This window comes from Flavobacterium sp. HSC-32F16 (assembly GCF_024171645.1).
In the GTDB taxonomy this organism is placed as follows: domain Bacteria; phylum Bacteroidota; class Bacteroidia; order Flavobacteriales; family Flavobacteriaceae; genus Flavobacterium.
Map to the genome: position 1 here is coordinate 34,524 of NZ_JALKAC010000012.1, position 16,510 is coordinate 51,033.

General features: G+C 35.1%; 16 protein-coding genes. 11 read left to right on the top strand and 5 right to left on the bottom strand.

Annotated elements, in window-relative coordinates; genetic code table 11:
* Positions 1–15 precede the first annotated feature (15 nt).
* The 4 genes from L1276_RS23685 (at position 16) to L1276_RS23700 (ending at position 6,363) form a co-directional block, all read left to right on the top strand.
* Positions 16–999 carry a TlpA disulfide reductase family protein gene (locus tag L1276_RS23685; RefSeq protein ID WP_253792156.1) on the top strand — a complete coding sequence of 328 codons (984 nt, stop codon included), beginning with the start codon at positions 16–18 and terminating at the stop codon, positions 997–999.
* A 417-nt stretch (positions 1,000–1,416) separates the two neighbouring features.
* Positions 1,417–2,661, top strand: a complete 1,245-nt coding sequence (locus L1276_RS23690; protein ID WP_253792159.1) for a M14 family metallopeptidase — start codon at positions 1,417–1,419, stop codon at positions 2,659–2,661.
* Between the two features lie 12 nt (positions 2,662–2,673).
* Positions 2,674–4,833, top strand: a complete 2,160-nt coding sequence (locus tag L1276_RS23695) for a S9 family peptidase (protein WP_253792161.1) — start codon at positions 2,674–2,676, stop codon at positions 4,831–4,833.
* A 30-nt stretch (positions 4,834–4,863) separates the two neighbouring features.
* Positions 4,864–6,363, top strand: a complete 1,500-nt coding sequence (locus tag L1276_RS23700; RefSeq protein WP_253792163.1) for an aminotransferase class V-fold PLP-dependent enzyme — start codon at positions 4,864–4,866, stop codon at positions 6,361–6,363.
* Positions 6,364–6,425: 62 nt separating this feature from the next.
* On the opposite strand, the gene L1276_RS23705 is transcribed toward L1276_RS23700, so the two are convergent.
* Positions 6,426–6,803 (bottom strand): helix-turn-helix domain-containing protein, encoded by a 378-nt coding sequence (locus L1276_RS23705; RefSeq protein ID WP_253792165.1) that lies wholly within the window; start codon positions 6,801–6,803, stop codon positions 6,426–6,428.
* Between the two features lie 92 nt (positions 6,804–6,895).
* Here L1276_RS23705 and L1276_RS23710 point away from each other — a divergent pair, with 92 nt between their 5' ends.
* The 5 genes from L1276_RS23710 to metQ all read left to right on the top strand — a co-directional run bounded on the left by L1276_RS23710 (position 6,896) and on the right by metQ (position 11,291).
* Entirely contained in the window at positions 6,896–7,894 is a 999-nt protein-coding gene (locus L1276_RS23710) for an NADP-dependent oxidoreductase (RefSeq protein WP_253792167.1), read from the top strand.
* Between the two features lie 102 nt (positions 7,895–7,996).
* A complete protein-coding gene (locus L1276_RS23715) occupies positions 7,997–8,464 on the top strand; it encodes a cupin domain-containing protein (protein WP_253792169.1) in 468 nt (155 codons plus the stop codon).
* A 293-nt stretch (positions 8,465–8,757) separates the two neighbouring features.
* Entirely contained in the window at positions 8,758–9,789 is a 1,032-nt protein-coding gene (metN, locus tag L1276_RS23720; protein WP_253792170.1) for a methionine ABC transporter ATP-binding protein MetN, read from the top strand.
* Complete coding sequence (gene metI / locus L1276_RS23725) at positions 9,782–10,435, top strand: methionine ABC transporter permease MetI (protein WP_253792172.1); 654 nt, start codon at positions 9,782–9,784, stop codon at positions 10,433–10,435. The genes metN and metI overlap by 8 nt, the downstream gene beginning before the upstream one ends.
* 43 nt (positions 10,436–10,478) lie before the next feature.
* On the top strand, positions 10,479–11,291 hold the full coding sequence (metQ, locus tag L1276_RS23730) for a methionine ABC transporter substrate-binding lipoprotein MetQ (RefSeq protein WP_253792174.1): 813 nt from the start codon (positions 10,479–10,481) through the stop codon (positions 11,289–11,291).
* Between the two features lie 154 nt (positions 11,292–11,445).
* Here metQ and L1276_RS23735 read toward each other — a convergent pair whose 3' ends face one another.
* Genes L1276_RS23735 through L1276_RS23750 form a run of 4 tightly spaced genes read right to left on the bottom strand, consistent with a single transcriptional unit; the run spans position 11,446 to position 13,432 of the window.
* Positions 11,446–11,994, bottom strand: coding sequence for a hypothetical protein (locus L1276_RS23735; RefSeq protein ID WP_253792176.1), 549 nt, complete (start codon positions 11,992–11,994; stop codon positions 11,446–11,448).
* A gap of 12 nt (positions 11,995–12,006) precedes the next feature.
* On the bottom strand, positions 12,007–12,525 hold the full coding sequence (locus L1276_RS23740) for a hypothetical protein (RefSeq protein WP_253792178.1): 519 nt from the start codon (positions 12,523–12,525) through the stop codon (positions 12,007–12,009).
* Complete coding sequence (locus tag L1276_RS23745; protein WP_253792180.1) at positions 12,512–12,970, bottom strand: hypothetical protein; 459 nt, start codon at positions 12,968–12,970, stop codon at positions 12,512–12,514. The genes L1276_RS23740 and L1276_RS23745 overlap by 14 nt, the downstream gene beginning before the upstream one ends.
* Positions 12,971–12,976: 6 nt before the next feature.
* Positions 12,977–13,432 (bottom strand): hypothetical protein, encoded by a 456-nt coding sequence (locus L1276_RS23750; protein WP_253792182.1) that lies wholly within the window; start codon positions 13,430–13,432, stop codon positions 12,977–12,979.
* Between the two features lie 371 nt (positions 13,433–13,803).
* Between L1276_RS23750 and L1276_RS23755 the strand changes: the two genes are divergently transcribed.
* Both L1276_RS23755 and L1276_RS23760 read left to right on the top strand, forming a co-directional pair.
* Positions 13,804–15,708: a sensor histidine kinase gene (locus L1276_RS23755; protein ID WP_253792184.1), complete on the top strand. Its 1,905-nt coding sequence runs from the start codon at positions 13,804–13,806 to the stop codon at positions 15,706–15,708.
* The gene (locus L1276_RS23760; RefSeq protein ID WP_253792186.1) at positions 15,705–16,448 is read left to right on the top strand and encodes a LytTR family DNA-binding domain-containing protein; all 744 of its coding nucleotides are present in this window, start codon (positions 15,705–15,707) and stop codon (positions 16,446–16,448) included. Before L1276_RS23755 ends, L1276_RS23760 begins: the two co-directional genes overlap by 4 nt.
* Positions 16,449–16,510: the final 62 nt, after the last annotated feature.

Here is a 16,510-nt window from a genome sequence, read left to right on the forward strand (position 1 = left end):
TTAAAATCAAATAAGATGAAAAAGATACTGTTAGGTTTTGCTTTATTTCTTGCAGCTGCCCAAACTCAGGCACAAGAAAGTAATTTACAATTAAAAGGAACTGTTGTAGATACAGTTGCACAATATGTTTATCTGCAAAAGTTTCATAATAAAATGTTTACGACCATTGATTCGGTAAAAGTAAAAGACGGAAGTTTTAGTTTTAAAACTAAAGTTACAACTCCGGAATTATATGGTTTAAGTGTGAATACAGCGAATATTCCGCTTTATGTTTTCCTTGATAAAGGACCAATTAATGTAAAATTAAGTCCGAAGAAATATTACAGCGCTTCTGTTGTAGAAGGTTCAGAATCTCAGAATTTATTTGAAATCTATAAAAAAACAAAAGATGTAGAAATCAGTAAATTCATTACAGAGCATCCTAAATCTATTGTTTCGTCTTATGTGTTGTACAGAAACTGGTCGTACAGATTATCACCGGAAGAAATTACAAAAAATATTGCTCTTCTTGATAAAAGCCAGCAGAATACCACTTATGTGAAAGAATTAAAAGAACTGGTTACTGTTTTAAACGGATTAGCGGTTGGAAAAAAAGCCCCTGATTTCACAGCTCCTGATCCGGAAGGTAAACCAGTTCGTTTTTCAGAAAACTTAAAAGGCTACACTTTAGTTGATTTTTGGGCTTCATGGTGCGGACCTTGCCGAAAAGAAAATCCAAATATTGTAGCCGCTTATAAAGAATATCATGATAAAGGTTTCAACATTATGGGAATCTCTCTGGATAAAAAGAAAGAAAACTGGGTAAAAGGAATTCAGGATGATAATTTGACCTGGCTGCACGTTTCTGAGTTAACATATTGGAACAGCACAATTGCGAAGTTATACGGAGTAAGAGCAATTCCGGGAAATTATTTAGTGGATTCAAAAGGAATAATTGTAGCGAGAAACCTTCGCGGAGAAGATTTACAGACAACGCTTAAAACGCTTTTGGATAAGTAATATGTTTTTTTGTCATTTCGAGGAACGAGACTCGAGCGATAGCGAACAGGCGAAGCAAATCGCACTCGTAAGTCGACAAAGATTTACCGACAATTAGGGATGGATTAACTAGTGCGATTTCTCCCTGCGGTCGAAATGACAAACTAAACGGAAAATATTGTTATGAAAATGATTGTACTAGCCCCGATAGAAGTGGAAATCCTTTTGTGGTCTCGTTTTTTAACGAGACCACAAAAGATTGGAACGGATAGCGGGATTAGCTCCTGAAAAAAAGATTTGGTTTTATCATAGAAATCAAAATGACAAACTGAACGATGTTTGTTTGGATAAATAAAATGCCTTTAGAGACAAAAAAACTATGTCTCTATGTGTTTAAAAAACAAAACAATACTCATAAAAAATTAAAGAATAATAAAAATGAAAACGAAATTATTTTTTTCAACCGCTGTATTACTTGCTATAACAACAAATGCACAAGTAAAAAGTAGTTTTAAAGGACAAGATCCTATTACGGCGGTTTCGACCGTAACGCGTCCTGTTCAAAAACAATGGAAAGGCGTTTTTGATAAAACAGGCGATGAAGTTTTCTTTGGGAATGATTTTGCGGGAGCAAGACTAAACGGCGTTGTAAAATTAGACGACAATACTTTCAGTGTTTTGATTACGCCCGAAAATGCGCCAATAAACGGAAGTCCGTGGTATGCTTTTAAAGTCTGGTCAAAAAACGATAAAGAAATAAAAATTCGTTTTGATTATCCTGCAGGAGTTAAACACCGTTACAATGCAAAAACAAGTGCCGACGGAAAACAATGGAAAGCTTCTGAAAACGGAACTTTCGTAAAAAGAGAAAAAGATTCCAATTACGTTTTAACAGTCAAAGTAAATAAAGATACCACTTGGATAGCCGCTCAGGAACTTAAAACTTCCAAAGAAATAAACGAGTGGATTTCGACTTTAAAAAATAAAAACAATACAGCCGAAGCTTCAATAGGTTTAACTGCCGAGGGAAGAAAAATTCCGGTTTTTAGTATTGGAAATCCGGCTTCAAAAAGTAAAATCCTGATTTCGGGCAGAAACCATCCGCCGGAAGTTACGGGACATTATGCTCTTGAAGCTTTTGTTGAAAGTTTAACAGCCGATACGCCATTGGCAAAAAAGTTCAGAAAGAAATTTGAAGTGTACGTCATTCCTCTGCTGAATCCCGATGGCGTTGACGGCGGTTTTTGGAGACATAATTCGGGCGGAATCGATTTAAACCGCGATTATAATGAATTCAATCAGCCGGAAACAAGAGCGGTTCGCGATTTCCTTAAAAATGAAATTAAAGACGATAAAAAGCTGTTCTTTTCAATTGATTTTCATTCGACACACGATGATATTTATTATACCGTTGATCCAAATCTAAAAGGAAATATTCCGGGTTTTGTGCCAAATTGGCTCAACAAAGTTAAAGACGGAATTCCGGGTTATACACCTCACATAAAGCCATTGTATTTCAAACCGCCAACTTTTACGCTATTCAGTTATTTGTTTGAAACCTATAAAACAGAAGCTTTGGTTTTTGAAATCGGAGATAATACACCAAAAGATTTCATTAAAAAGAAAGGCGGAGTTTCGGGAGAAGAATTCATGAAACTGATATTAGAAAACGTTAAAAACTAAAAGTAAATCGAGATGATCAAGAATAAATTATACATAACTCTTGCTTTAATTGCTTCTGTCTGTTGTTTCAGCCAGCAGAAAAAAGAACTCATTCAGGTTACTGATCTTTTAAAAATCAGAACCGTTGGTGATGTTGAGGTAAGCAAAGATGGACAAAATGCTGTTTTTACTGTAAAAAGCATCATTAAAAATCCGGAAAATGCATTAGATTACGATTACGACACACAACTTTGGATTACTAAAACGTCTAAAAACAGTGTGCCAAGACAATTGACTTTCGGGAAAGAAGGATCAAGTTCTCCCGTTTTCAGTCCTGATGGAAAACAAATCGCTTTTACAAGAAGTATAAAAGGAAAATCTCAAATATTCCTTTTTAAGGTGGATGAAGGCGGAGAAGCCGTTCAGTTAACCGAATCCAAATACGGCGCCGGAAACCCAAAATGGAGCCCGGACGGAAAACAAATTTTGTTTACTGCATCGATACAAATCAATGAATTGGTTAAAGATTCGGTTTTAAATCCAAAAAAAGAATTGCCTATTTGGAGTTTTGAAAAACCCGGATTTACTGCGAATGAAAATCTGAAAATCAACAAAACCAAAGCAGATCCAAACGGAAATATCGAAGCAGTCAGAGCGTATTTGGAAAACAATGAAAAAGACAAAAAAGCAAAAGTAGTTGACAAACTGCAATTTCAAACTGAAACCGCAGTAAGCAGTGAATTACGTTTTTCTCATATTTTTATTATTGATGCCAAACTGGGCGCAAAAGAAAAAGCGGTAACAAAAGGCTTTTATTCGCATTCAAATCCTTATTTCGTAAACAATTCCAAAATTGCTTTCAACGGAAATATCAATGAAAAAAGACATCCGGACAGAGTTTTGGAAAACAGAATTTATACAATTAATACCGACGGTACAAATGCTGCCGAAGTATTAGGGGCAGAAAATATTGTGTTTCAGCTTTTAGCCGTTTCGCCTTCAGGAAAACAATTGGCGTATCAGGAAAGCATTATCAATAATTTATCGGTTCCGGTTCTTAAAATCTTCAATTTAGAAAATCCTTCGGCTAAAAGTAAAGTGATTGATTATGATCGAAATAATAATAATGTTCGATTTTCTAAAGATGAAAAACAGCTTTATTTTACTTCATCAAGCAACGGCGGATATGTGCTTTGCACGGTGCCGTTAAACACTCTAAAAGTAGAAACACTTTCTTCTTTTGATCAGGGAATTACTGATTATGACTTCAATAACGGCATTTTGGTTTTTGCTAAAACCGAGGTCAAAAATCCATCAGAATTATATGTTTCTGACCTCAAATTAAAAGATCCCAAATTAGTATCAGAATTCAATACAGGCTGGCTTCAGAACAAAGAAATCAGTTTTCCGGAAAAAGGGACTTTTACAAACGAAAAAGGATTGGAAATTGAATATTGGATCACAAAACCTACTCGTTTTGAGCAGGGTAAAAAATATCCGTTATTAACAGAAATCCACGGCGGTCCAGCATCAATGTTTGGACCCGGTGATGGAAGTATGTGGCTGGAATATCAGTTTTTTGCTGCTCAGGGATATGGTGTTTTGTATAGTAATCCAAGAGGATCTTCGGGCTATGGAGAAACATTCCTGAGATCTAATATTAAAGATTGGGGACCAGGACCATCAAGCGATGTTTTAACTGCTTTAGACAAAACCGTTGCACAAGGCTGGGCAGATACAACTCGATTATTTATTACAGGAGGTTCTTACGCAGGATATTTAACGACATGGATTATCAGCCACGATCAGCGTTTTAAAGCCGCTTCAAGTCAACGCGGGGTTTATGATCTGGGAACTTTTTTTGGAGAAGGAAATGTATGGAGAATGGTTCCAAGATATTGGGGCGGTTATCCGTGGGAAGAAGAAACAAAAGCCATTTTAGAACGTGAGTCGCCGTTAAATTATGCACAGAATATCAATATCCCGTTTTTGATTATTCACGGAGACAATGATTACAGAACCGGCGTTACACAGAGCCAAATGTTGTACAAAACCCTGAAAGTTTTAGGAAAACCTGTAGAATATGTAAGACAGCCGGGTGCAAGCCATGAAATAACCAGAAGCGGAGACAATCGCCAGAGAATTGACCAGCTTTTAAGAACTTTTGAATTCTTTGAAAGATTCAATCAATAATAAATTTAGTTAATTAAAAATGATAGGGAAATGAATGCTATTGAGACAAAAACAAAACCAATTGAATTAGAAAGCTATTTTTCTAAATTTAGAGAAAATACAGTAGGTACAGATCATACTTTTAAATCGGTTTATGGAAAACAAAATCTGCTTTATGCAGATTGGGTTGCCAGCGGAAGATTATACGTTCCAATCGAGGATATTATGCTTAATAAAATCGGACCGATGATTGCTAATACGCATTCACTTTCCAGTCAAACCGGAAAAACTTCTACTTATGCTTACCAATATGCCAGAGATGTTATTAAGAAGTCGGTTAATGCCAGCGAAACCGATGTTTTAATTACAACCGGAACCGGAATGACAGCTGCTTTGTCGAAACTGCAGCGCATCATGGGACTTCGTACTTCTGATAATAGTTTATCTGCCGCTTTGAATGATTATGAAGACAAACCCGTTGTTTTTATTACGCACATGGAGCATCATTCCAATCAGGTTCCTTGGTATGAAACCAATGCGGAAGTGGTGATTTTGCCTGCAGATGAAAACAATTTAGTTGATCCCAAAATTCTTTCTGAGGAAATTAAAAAATATGCGCACAGAAGCTTAAAAATAGGTTCGTTTACAGCCTGTTCAAATGTTACGGGAATTATTACGCCTTATCACGAACTGGCCAAGATTATGCATCAAAACGGCGGACTTTGCTTTGTTGATTTTGCAGCTTCGGCGCCGTATGTTAAAATCGATATGCATCCAAAAGATACGGAACAGCAGTTAGATGCTGTTTTCTTTTCGCCTCATAAATTTTTAGGCGGACCAGGAACTTGCGGTGTTTTGGTTTTTAATGAAAAACTATATAAATCTGGTTTTCCGGATAATCCCGGCGGTGGAAATGTAAAATGGACGAATCCTTTAGGGAAATATTGTTACAGCGATGTCATAGAAGTTAGAGAAGATGGCGGGACGCCAGGATTTCTGCAAGTAATAAGAACTGCCTTAGCTTTAGAATTAAAAGATAAAATGGGAGTGGAGAACATCAAAAACAGAGAAAGAGAACTGCTTGATCTTTGTTTTTCAAGACTTCAAAAAATAAAAGGTTTGTCCATTTTAGGAGATTTAACAACAGAAAGAATTGGTTGTGTTTCTTTTGTAATCGAAGATATTCATTATAATCTGATTGTAAGGCTTTTAAATGACCGTTTCGGAATTCAGGTTCGCGGAGGCTGGTCATGTGCAAGTACTTACGCGCATTATTTGTTCAATATTAATGAAAAGAAATCGGAAGCAATTACAAATGAACTTTTAGAGAAAAACCAAACCAATAAACCGGGCTGGGTGCGTTTATCTCTGCATCCGATTATGAGCAATGATGAACTTGTATTTGTGTGTGATGCGATTGAACAAGTAACTTTGCATTACAAAAAATGGCAGACAGAATATGAATATAATTCGGCGACGAATGAATTTGAAAACCCTGAAATTAAAGAAAATATAGCCGAAGAAGTAAATGAATGGTTTAAGTTAGTTTAATTATTAAACCCGACATGTTTTTAAAACCTGTCGGGTTTCTAAACGAAAATGATTTGAATAATTTATTTAAGGGACTCAATAATTTTCTCTCGATGTGACAATCCCCAGTTTACTAAGGTTTCCGTTACCGGAAGCACAGATTTTCCATATTCTGTAATCGCATACGCCACAGTTGCAGGTTTAGTATCTTGCTCCGTTCTGCTGATCAATAAATTAGTTTCTAATTCTTTAAGTTCTTTACTCAGCATTTTTGCCGATATACCGCCTATTTCGCGCTGCATCTTTTTAAAATGAATAACCTGATGCGTTCTGTTGGTTAAGAAACGTAAAATCATCAGTTTCCATTTACCGCCTAAAACGTCCAGACTATCGCGCATTGCCATAAGTTCTTCAGAGCAGTTTGCTTCTCGAATTGTTCCATTATCATTAATTTTTGCCATACTAGTTTCTATTTGGTAACCGGTTACCTCGGGTTAACCCATAACAAAAATAGAACATAGCGTCCATACTTTTGTATACTAAAATAATAAAAATGAAAGCAGTTGTATTACAGGAAAATCGTGAATTTCGACTAGAAAATGTCGTTATTCCAATACCTCAGGAAAATCAGATTCAGGTTAAAATAATGGCTTCAGGATTTAATCCAATTGATTATCAAATGACAGAAGACGGATCTGAAAGAAAGCTTTTGCATTCTCCAATTCTGGGCCGGGAATTCTCAGGAATCGTTTCAGCGATTGGGAAAAACGTAACTCATTTTAAAATTAGTGATGCCGTTTTCTGCGGATCAGGAAGTATGGGATCTAACGGAACTTACGCCGAATACATTTGTGTTCCTGAAGAAATCGCAGTACACAAACCTTCGAATATTTCTTTTGAAGAAGCGGCGGCAATTCCGTCTGCAGGATTAACCGCGTTACAATCGTTTAATCGCATGAATGCCAATTTATATGATTCGATATTAATTACAGGCGCCGCGGGCGGAGTAGGGAATATGCTGGTAAAATTACTGCTTGCCAATGGTTATAAAAATGTAATTGTTACTGCCGGCAATGAAAATAGCAGTAATGCTTTAGTTGGTCTTGGCGTAAAGCCTGAAAAAATCATCAACTATAAAAAAGATAAAATCTACGAAACCGCACTTTCTTTAAATGAAAATAAAAACTTTGATTTTGTTGTGGATTTAGTTGGAAACAGCACTGCTGAAATTGGCGCAAGACTCTTAAAAACGAACGGTGTTTATGTAGATGTAACTAATTTTTCAACGCCAGAATCTCGCGGGATTCTTTTTAGTAAAGGTGTCTCAATCTTCAATATTTCCAATTATGCATACGGACTTGAAAAGCGATATGATTATTACAAAAACGGGCTAAATCAATTAAAACTTCTTTTGCAAAATGAAATTATTACACCGCCGGAAATTCAAATTATTGGAGGTTTAGTAACAGAAACGGTTACAAAAGCATTGACTATTTTAAGAGAAAATAAAACGGAAGGCAGAAAATTAATTATGCAAATCAACCAAAAATAATTATTGCCAATATTTGTCATTCCAAGGAATGACAAATAACAGCAAACTATGTTTGTTATAAGCTAGTGAAACGCCTTTGTAAACAAATGAAATCATACAAATATGAAAACAATTCCAAGACGCATCGTAACAGGTTTACGCGATGGGAAATCAATAATTGAACAAGACAATATCGTAACCAATGTATCAGAACATTTTCCGGGTTTGATTATTTCTGATATTTGGTCAACAGACAGTATTCCGGCAAAATTTGAGGAGAAAATTATTGAAAATACCGCTTTCCCAAATACACCCAAAAACGGAAGTTATTTTCGTTATGTACAAATTCCTCCCGATAAAGATTTAGGAATAGAAGCGCCACAGGGTCAGCCGCATCCGTTGATGCATCAAACCGATACTTTAGATTACATCGTCATTTTGTCAGGCGAAATTTATTTGATTGTTGATGAAGAAGAAACACTTTTACAGGCCGGAGATATTGTCATTCAAAGGGGAACCAATCATGCGTGGAGTAATAGATCTGAATCGGCCTGCATTCAATTAGCTATATTGCTGGATGCCAAAGTTTAAATTGAAGAAAATAAAACTGTAAAAGGAATCGATATAGTAATCTACTATTTTGATAGGTTAATAAAAGTTTTGTGTTTTATGCATAAAAATTAAAATTATCTGTTTAAATTTGCAACCGCAATGAGAAACAAGAACCAGAATTTGAATTATTATTATAGCAGCAGTATGATGTGCTGTACTCATGGTATGAAATTCACTGATCTGGCTTATATATAAAATAATACTATTTATTTCAAAAAGCCTTTCATGAAGATTTGAAAGGCTTTTTTGTTTTAAAATTTGAATTTGAACAAATGATTGAATTAAAAAATGTTACCAAAACTTTTCATCAGAAAGACAGGGTTGTTGCAGCCTTATCGGATGTTTCGCTTACCGTTCCGCCGGGGAAAATCTTTGGCGTAATTGGAACTTCGGGAGCAGGGAAAAGTACTCTTATTCGATGTGTGAATCTTTTGGAAAGACCCACTTATGGAGAAATTATCGTAGACGGAAAAGCTTTGATGCAGCTTTCAAACGCTGAATTAGCAATTGAAAGAAGACAAATTGGAATGATTTTTCAGCATTTTAATCTGCTTTCTTCCAGAACTGTTTTTGAAAACGCAGCTTTTCCGCTTGAATTAGCAGGAACTCCAAAAGGTGAAATCAAAACGCGTGTTATGGAATTACTGCAATTGGTTGGTTTAGCCGAAAAAGCAAATGATTATCCGGCAAGTCTTTCCGGAGGACAGAAACAAAGAGTGGCGATTGCCAGAACTTTGGCTAATAATCCAAAAGTTTTATTGTGTGATGAAGCGACAAGTGCTCTTGATCCGGCTACAACGCGTTCTATTTTGAATTTGCTGAAAGATATTAACCGTCGTTTAAATATTACCATTTTATTGATTACGCATCAAATGGAAGTTGTAAAATCAATTTGTGATGAAGTTGCGGTAATCAGCCACGGAAAATTAATAGAGCAGGGCAGTGTAGGCGAAATTTTTGCTGATCCAAAACATGAATTGACAAGAGAATTTATTGCTTCGTCACTTCATTTGGAAATTCCAGCCGTGTATCAGGATAAATTGCAAAAGACAGATAACGGAAGTTTAAATCCTTTATTGAAGCTTGAAATGACCGGAAAATCAGTTAATGAGCCTGTTATTTCAGAGGTTTCGAGATTGTTTGATACCAATTTCAAAATTGTAAGCGCACAGATGGATCAGGCGGGAGATGTGAATTTTGGCGTGATGCTGATTGAATTATCAGGAAAACGCGAAAACTACGACGCCGCGATTCAATATTTTATTTCAAAACATATTAAAACAGAAATTATAGGTTATGTCTGATTCTCTAATTGAATTATTATTAAAAGGAACCTGGGAAACCATTGTGATGACATTTGTGTCGGGCTTTTTTGGTTTTCTAATCGGACTTCCAACGGGAGTTTTGCTTTTCCTTACCCGAAAAAATCAAATACTGGAACAACCGGCTTTAAATAGAACTTTATCGGTTTTGGTAAACGTTTTTCGTTCTATTCCGTTTATTATTTTAATCGTTTGGATGATTCCGTTTACACGTGCCATTGTGGGAACTTCTATTGGCGTAAGCGCTGCTTTGGTACCGTTGAGTATTGGCGCGGCTCCGTTTATTGCGCGTCTGGTTGAGAACAGTTTATTAGGACTTCCGTCAGGATTAATCGAAGCGGCAAGAGCTTTAGGTGCAACACCTTTACAGATTGTATATAAAGTATTACTTCCAGAAGCTTTGCCTTCTTTAATAAACGCAGCATCGATTACCTTAATTACCCTTGTAGGTTATTCTGCAATGGGCGGAGCAGTTGGAGCAGGCGGTTTAGGACAAGTAGGATATCAGTATGGATATATTGGTTATGATGCCGTAACGATGAATTCGGTTTTGGCTTTATTGGTGCTTTTGGTGTTTCTGATTCAGTTTACCGGAGACGCTTTGTCAAAACGATTCGACCACAGGTAATTATCAATTAAAAATTAGGAATTAAAAATTAAAATAGAGTATTATGAAAATAAATCTTTTAAAAACAGCCGGAATTATTGCTTTGTCACTTGTTGTGGCTAATTGCGGAAAAAGTAAAGAAAACGATCCACATTATATTAAAGTGGGAGTTGCGGCCGGACCTGAATTAAAAGTGGCAGAAGCAGCTAAAAAAGTAGCAAAAGAAAAATTTGGACTTGAAGTTGAATTGGTTTCTTTTAACGATTATGTAGTTCCAAACGAAGCGCTGAATCAAGGAGATATTGATGTGAATGCTTTTCAGCATAAACCCTATTTAGATGAGCAGTCAAAACAACGTGGTTATAAATTAGCTATAATTGGAAAAACATTTGTTTACCCGATTGCAGGTTATTCTAAAAAAATCAAAAGCCTTTCGGAATTAAAAAATGAAAGCACGATTATTATTCCAAATGATCCAACAAACGGAGGCCGTTCTTTATTACTTTTAGAGAAAAACGGTTTATTAAAATTGAAAGAAGGTGTTGGATTATTACCTAAAGTAACAGATATAGTAAGTAATCCTAAAAACTTAAAAATATTAGAGTTAGAAGCTCCTCAGTTACCTCGTGCTTTAGACGATGCAAATGTTGCTGTTGCTATTATCAACAATACTTTTGCTTCTCAGGCCGGATTAGTTCCGTCACGTGATGCTTTGTTTGTAGAAGATAAAGATTCACCTTATGTAAACTTAGTAGTAAGCCGTGAAGACAATAAAAACGAAGAGAAAGTAAAACAGTTTTTACAAGCTTTCCAATCTGCTGAAGTAGAAAAAGCAGCGGAGAACGAATTTAAAGGCGGTGCTGTTAAAGGGTGGTAATTTTTAGTTATGAGTTAGGCTTTGCTTATCTCTGATTTAATAAAATTTAAAAGGCAGATGAATTATTTCATCTGCCTTTTTATTTGATAAATAAGCTGGTTTAAAATGAATCATGAGTTATCTGGTTTTTAAAACTTATTACTCATAACTTTCTTTAAAATCTTTTATATTCTACACCGTGTTTATCAGCATAAGGTATAAGCAAATCCATTACTTTTTTGTATTTTTTATCCAGTTCGATGCCTTTTGTATCGTCAAGCTGTTTTGCCGCAAGATTGATTTCTTCCTGACTTTTTCCGTCATCAATCATTTTGGCAATTTTTGGGAAATCATTGGTTTGAATTTCCTGTGCATATTCAAATAATTCAATTCCGGCTTTAATAATTGGTTCTGTTTCATCGGTTTTGCTTAGGGCATTAATTTTTTTGATGTCTTCTTTGAACGTGTTTCCGTAATAAAAATTAACAGCTTCGACACAATTAGAAGAACGCATCGATTTTTGATCATCGGCAAGGGCCTGTAAACTTCCATCTTGTTTTTGCTGATAGTATTCTTTAAAAACACGCTCAAAGCTTTGCGGAATTTTATTGGCATTTAAACCAATTAGTTCAAAAACTCTGTTTGGAGAACTGTCTGTAAAAAGATTACATGAAAGTAAAAGGCTTGAAATAAATAATAAGGCAAAAATTTTCTGGATTTTCATATATAAAAATAATTAAGATTGTACAGATTGAACAGACGCTATCAGCTGATTTAATTTCGACAGGATATAGTTTTCATAGTCGGCTTGTTTTTGATCGCTTTTTCTGCCTGAGCTGAAGTTTTCACTGATGAAATAGTTTTTGATAAAATGACTTTTTCTGGCACCTAAACTATAATGCCAGCTTCCCATTTCAGAACTTACAAAGATAACGGCTTCCTCTAATTTCATGATTTTTTTATCAGGTAATAATGGTGTTATTTTGTAAATCGCATTATTTCTGCGGTCAAAAGTATACCTGATTCGGGCTCTGATGTAAATATCATACAAACTATGCAGTATGCCATAAGCTAATAAGATGTAAAGAGAATAAAACCATACTTCGCCCAGTCTTTCTTCAAAAATTGGCAGTACAATTGCTGCAGTGATAATACCAGCCAAAAACCACTGCGATATTTTTTGCAGCGGTTTAACAGGCTGGAATGAAAAATAATGGGCTGATTCTGTTATATTATATTTTTCACGAATGTTCATTGCTTCTTAGTATTTCATCAATTTCATTGGCCAGATTTTGAATTTTTCTGCTGGTAAAAGCTTGCGCAATCATGACACATTTTTCCTTTCCGTCTTTTAAATAATAGGCATTCAGAGAAGTATTTGTAGTAATCATATATTGCGTAATACGTACTAATTCGAAGTTTTGAAAATCTTTCAACGGAATACGAACCAACGGATTTATGAAACCAATTTTTGCGGTTATTTCTTTTCTGTCCATGTCAATACTCACGTGTTTCATCCAAATTGAAATAAAGCACAAAACAGCGAGAATACCAAAAATCCAAAACATAATCATTTCGGTGAGCCATAGACCAGCTGCAGCAAAAGCCGCCATTCCTGCGCTCACTATGATCCCAAAACCATATTCTCTTTTCATGGTATATTGACTGCCGTTTTTTTCAAAATATTTTAAATGCGTCATTATAATTTATTGTATGGTTACACCATCTATGATTATGAGGCTACAATACAAAGAAAAATAAGAGCTAGAATAATCTCCGGTAAGCTGATCGCTTAAACTGTCTAATTTAGCTCCTTTAAATTCAAATTTTCTCGCTGGCGTTTTTCCATACGTATCCACCATTGTAATTTGCCCGTCAAGACCGTTTTTACTGGTTGCAAAAGCACGTAGTAAATTAATATCCTGTTTTTCAAAATCAAGAGAGAAATAATAGCTTCTGTTATCTGTTTTATCTTCAGGATCTTTATAATTGGTTCCTTTCGTAAAGGAAACCGTAGCCGAACGTATAGGAACCGTAATCGTTTTGTTTCCGTCTTTTACCGTGATTTCAATTTTTGTGCGTTTATCATCACTTTGCCCAAACGAAATTTGTGTTAGAAAACAAAAGCAGATTACTAGTAATGAAAGGATTTTCTTATTCATAATAAATTTGATTTTAAAATTATTTTATACAGCAAGATTACTTCATACTAAATCCATTAACAATTACGAATTGGTAAATGGAGCGTTTAGATTTTTATTTGGTTAATTTTGAAATATATCAGGAACAATGCGGTTTTACAGCTTTAAATTAAGAGGTTGTAAGTAAGAGTTTTATCCTTTAAAAACACATGTAAAATGTTTGGTTTGTATATTGACAATTTGTACTTTGCCGTCAATTACCACTAATTATGCTTCGAAAAATTACAATCACTCTTCAAAATTTCAGAAAACAAAAACGGCTTTTTTATGTTTTGTTTTTGTTTTTATCGGCATTCAAAATTCAGGCGCAAAATATTTCTCCTATCGAAAAAATGGCAGCAGAAGGATATGCCAAACGTTTTTCGGATACCGTTTCCTCTCTAAAAATTCAGAAACAGGCACTTAATCTCGCTCAAAAAAATAAGAACAAAGAAGACGAAGTAATTTGCTATTCTTATTTGGCACTGACCCAAAGGCGGTTACTTCATTTAAAAGAATTTATGCATTATGCGGATACGGCTTTTTATCTTTCACAAAATATAACAAAGATTAGGGTAAAAGCTCATGCATCAGTAGCAATGGGAGCTTTAAAATCATATATTGAAGATAAGCCCCAGGCACTGAATTATTTATTGGAAGGCTATACATTATTTTCTAAAGTCAACGCGCACGATCAATGTGCTAAGATTGCTTCGGATATTTCATATTTGTTTTCTCCGGCATCACCAACCAAAGTTGAAAAATATGCCAGAGAAGCCATGATTCATGCTTCAAAATCAGGAGATCCTGAAAGTCAATTGTATGCAAGACTGGCTTTTGGAAGTTTTTTAACCGATAATTTAGAAACAGAAGGAATAGGAGAATGGGAAACGGCAATAAATTTTTTTAAGGAAACGGTTTCTTTAACAGAAGCGAATGCAGATAAAATTGTGAGCAAAAGCAACATTGGAATTGCTTATGTAAACTTGGCTGATCTTTATACAAAGGGACCAAAACCCATAGATGAAAAAGCTTTTTTGATGAATCTGGAAAAAGCAGAGAATATTGCCAAAAAGTACGATGTAAAAATTATTCTAAGAAGTGCCATTGGTCTCAAAGGGTATTATTTTATGCAAAAGGGTGATTATATAAAAGCGGAACTTCTTTTTATTGAAGGAATTAATTATCAAAAAAGCCTGCCGTATACAGACAATTATCTTTTTGCCACTTTTTACAGCTGTTTAAAAGATGTTGCGGTAAAGAGAAAAGATTTTCAGGCGTATTATGGTTATGATACACTTTATTCAAAATTCACACAGTTAAAATATAAGGAATCAACACAGGCGCTGCTTCAAAATGCAGATGCCCGGTATGAATCTTCTAAAAAAGCAGAAAGAATCAAACAGCTGGAACTAGAAAATGAACTGGAACAGAAAAATAAACTGTTAGGTTACGGTATTGCGGGAGTATTGTTAATTGGTCTTGTATTTATGTTTCGTTCGTATTATTACCGCCAGCGTTATTATCAAAACAGAGAAGATTTTCTACAGCAGGAACAGGTTCATAACGAACTTAAAATGCAGCTGATGGAAAAAGAAACCATCGAAAATCTGGCGGCACGATTGTCTCTCGAAAGAAGATTACTGCGTTCGCAAATGGATCCGCATTTTATTTTTAATGCTTTAGGGAATATCCAAAGTATGATTTTACAAAAAGATACCATTCCTGCGGTTTCATATTTAAATAAATTTGCGAAGCTGACAAGACAGGTTTTAGAGCAGTCGAGAAAAGAAACCATTTCGCTTGAAGAGGAAATCAGCACTTTAAAAAATTATATCGAATTGCAGCAGCTTCGTCTAAATAATGGTTTTGATTATATTATTAAATGTGATGAAAATGTTGAAACTGATGTTTTAATACCGCCATTATTGATTCAGCCGTTTATAGAAAATGCAGTCGAACATGGTTTAAAGCCCCAGGAAAACAGCGTAAAGGGTTTGATCGAAATTTATTTTAAAGAAGATGAAGAACAGCAGAGTTTAATCTGCACAATAAAAGATAACGGAATTGGATTAACGGCTTCGCGAAAGTTAAAAATAAACGATACACATCAATCACTTTCGACCACAATTACTGACGAAAGATTGTCTAAAATGAAGAAAGAAAATCCTAATGCCGGGTTTGCAATTAAGGAACGTGATCCTGAAACGGATAATCACGGATGTATAGTAATTTTAAATATCCCCATTTTATCATGATTTATAAAACGATAATTATTGAAGACGAACATCGGTTAAGAGAGGCTTTGTCGATTATGCTCGAAATGGTTTCAGGTGATACTATTCAAATTGTGGGTTATGCCGAAAGTGTGGCCGAAGCGGTAAAATTGATTGACAGATTAAAACCTGATTTGGTTTTTATGGATATTATGCTGAAAGACGGAACCGGTTTTGAAGTATTGCAGCAAATTTCGTTTAATTCGTTTCATTTGATATTTACAACGGCTTTTGAACAGCACGCCATTAATGCATTTAAATACAGTGCTGTAGATTATCTCTTAAAACCAATTGATCCGCAGGAATTAAAAACCGCCATAGAGCGTATTGCTATTCTTGAAGAAAGGGTTTTAGAAAAACAGCAGATTACAGAATTACACTCGAATTTATCCAAAAATCCTGACCGACTTGTTCTGCCTACGCAGGAAGCGATGTATGTTGTGAAATTAGAGCAGATTTTGAGATGTGAAACTTCAGGTTCGTATACGACATTTTTTCTAACAGACGGGAGAAAGATAATGATTTCTAAACCTTTAAAGAATTATGAGGATATTTTGCTTCCGCCAATGTTTTTCAGGGTTCATCAATCGCATTTGATAAATACAAACTCGATTTTGAGTTATTCCCGCGAAGGAATGGTGCATATGAACGATAAATCCGTTGTGCCTATTTCGAGAGGAAAGAAAGAGCAGTTTTTTAAATTAATGAAAGATGAAATTTAATTTTGGAGAGTTCCTGACGGTTTATGTGTTCAATTTATTCAAATACCAATTAAAAGTTACCA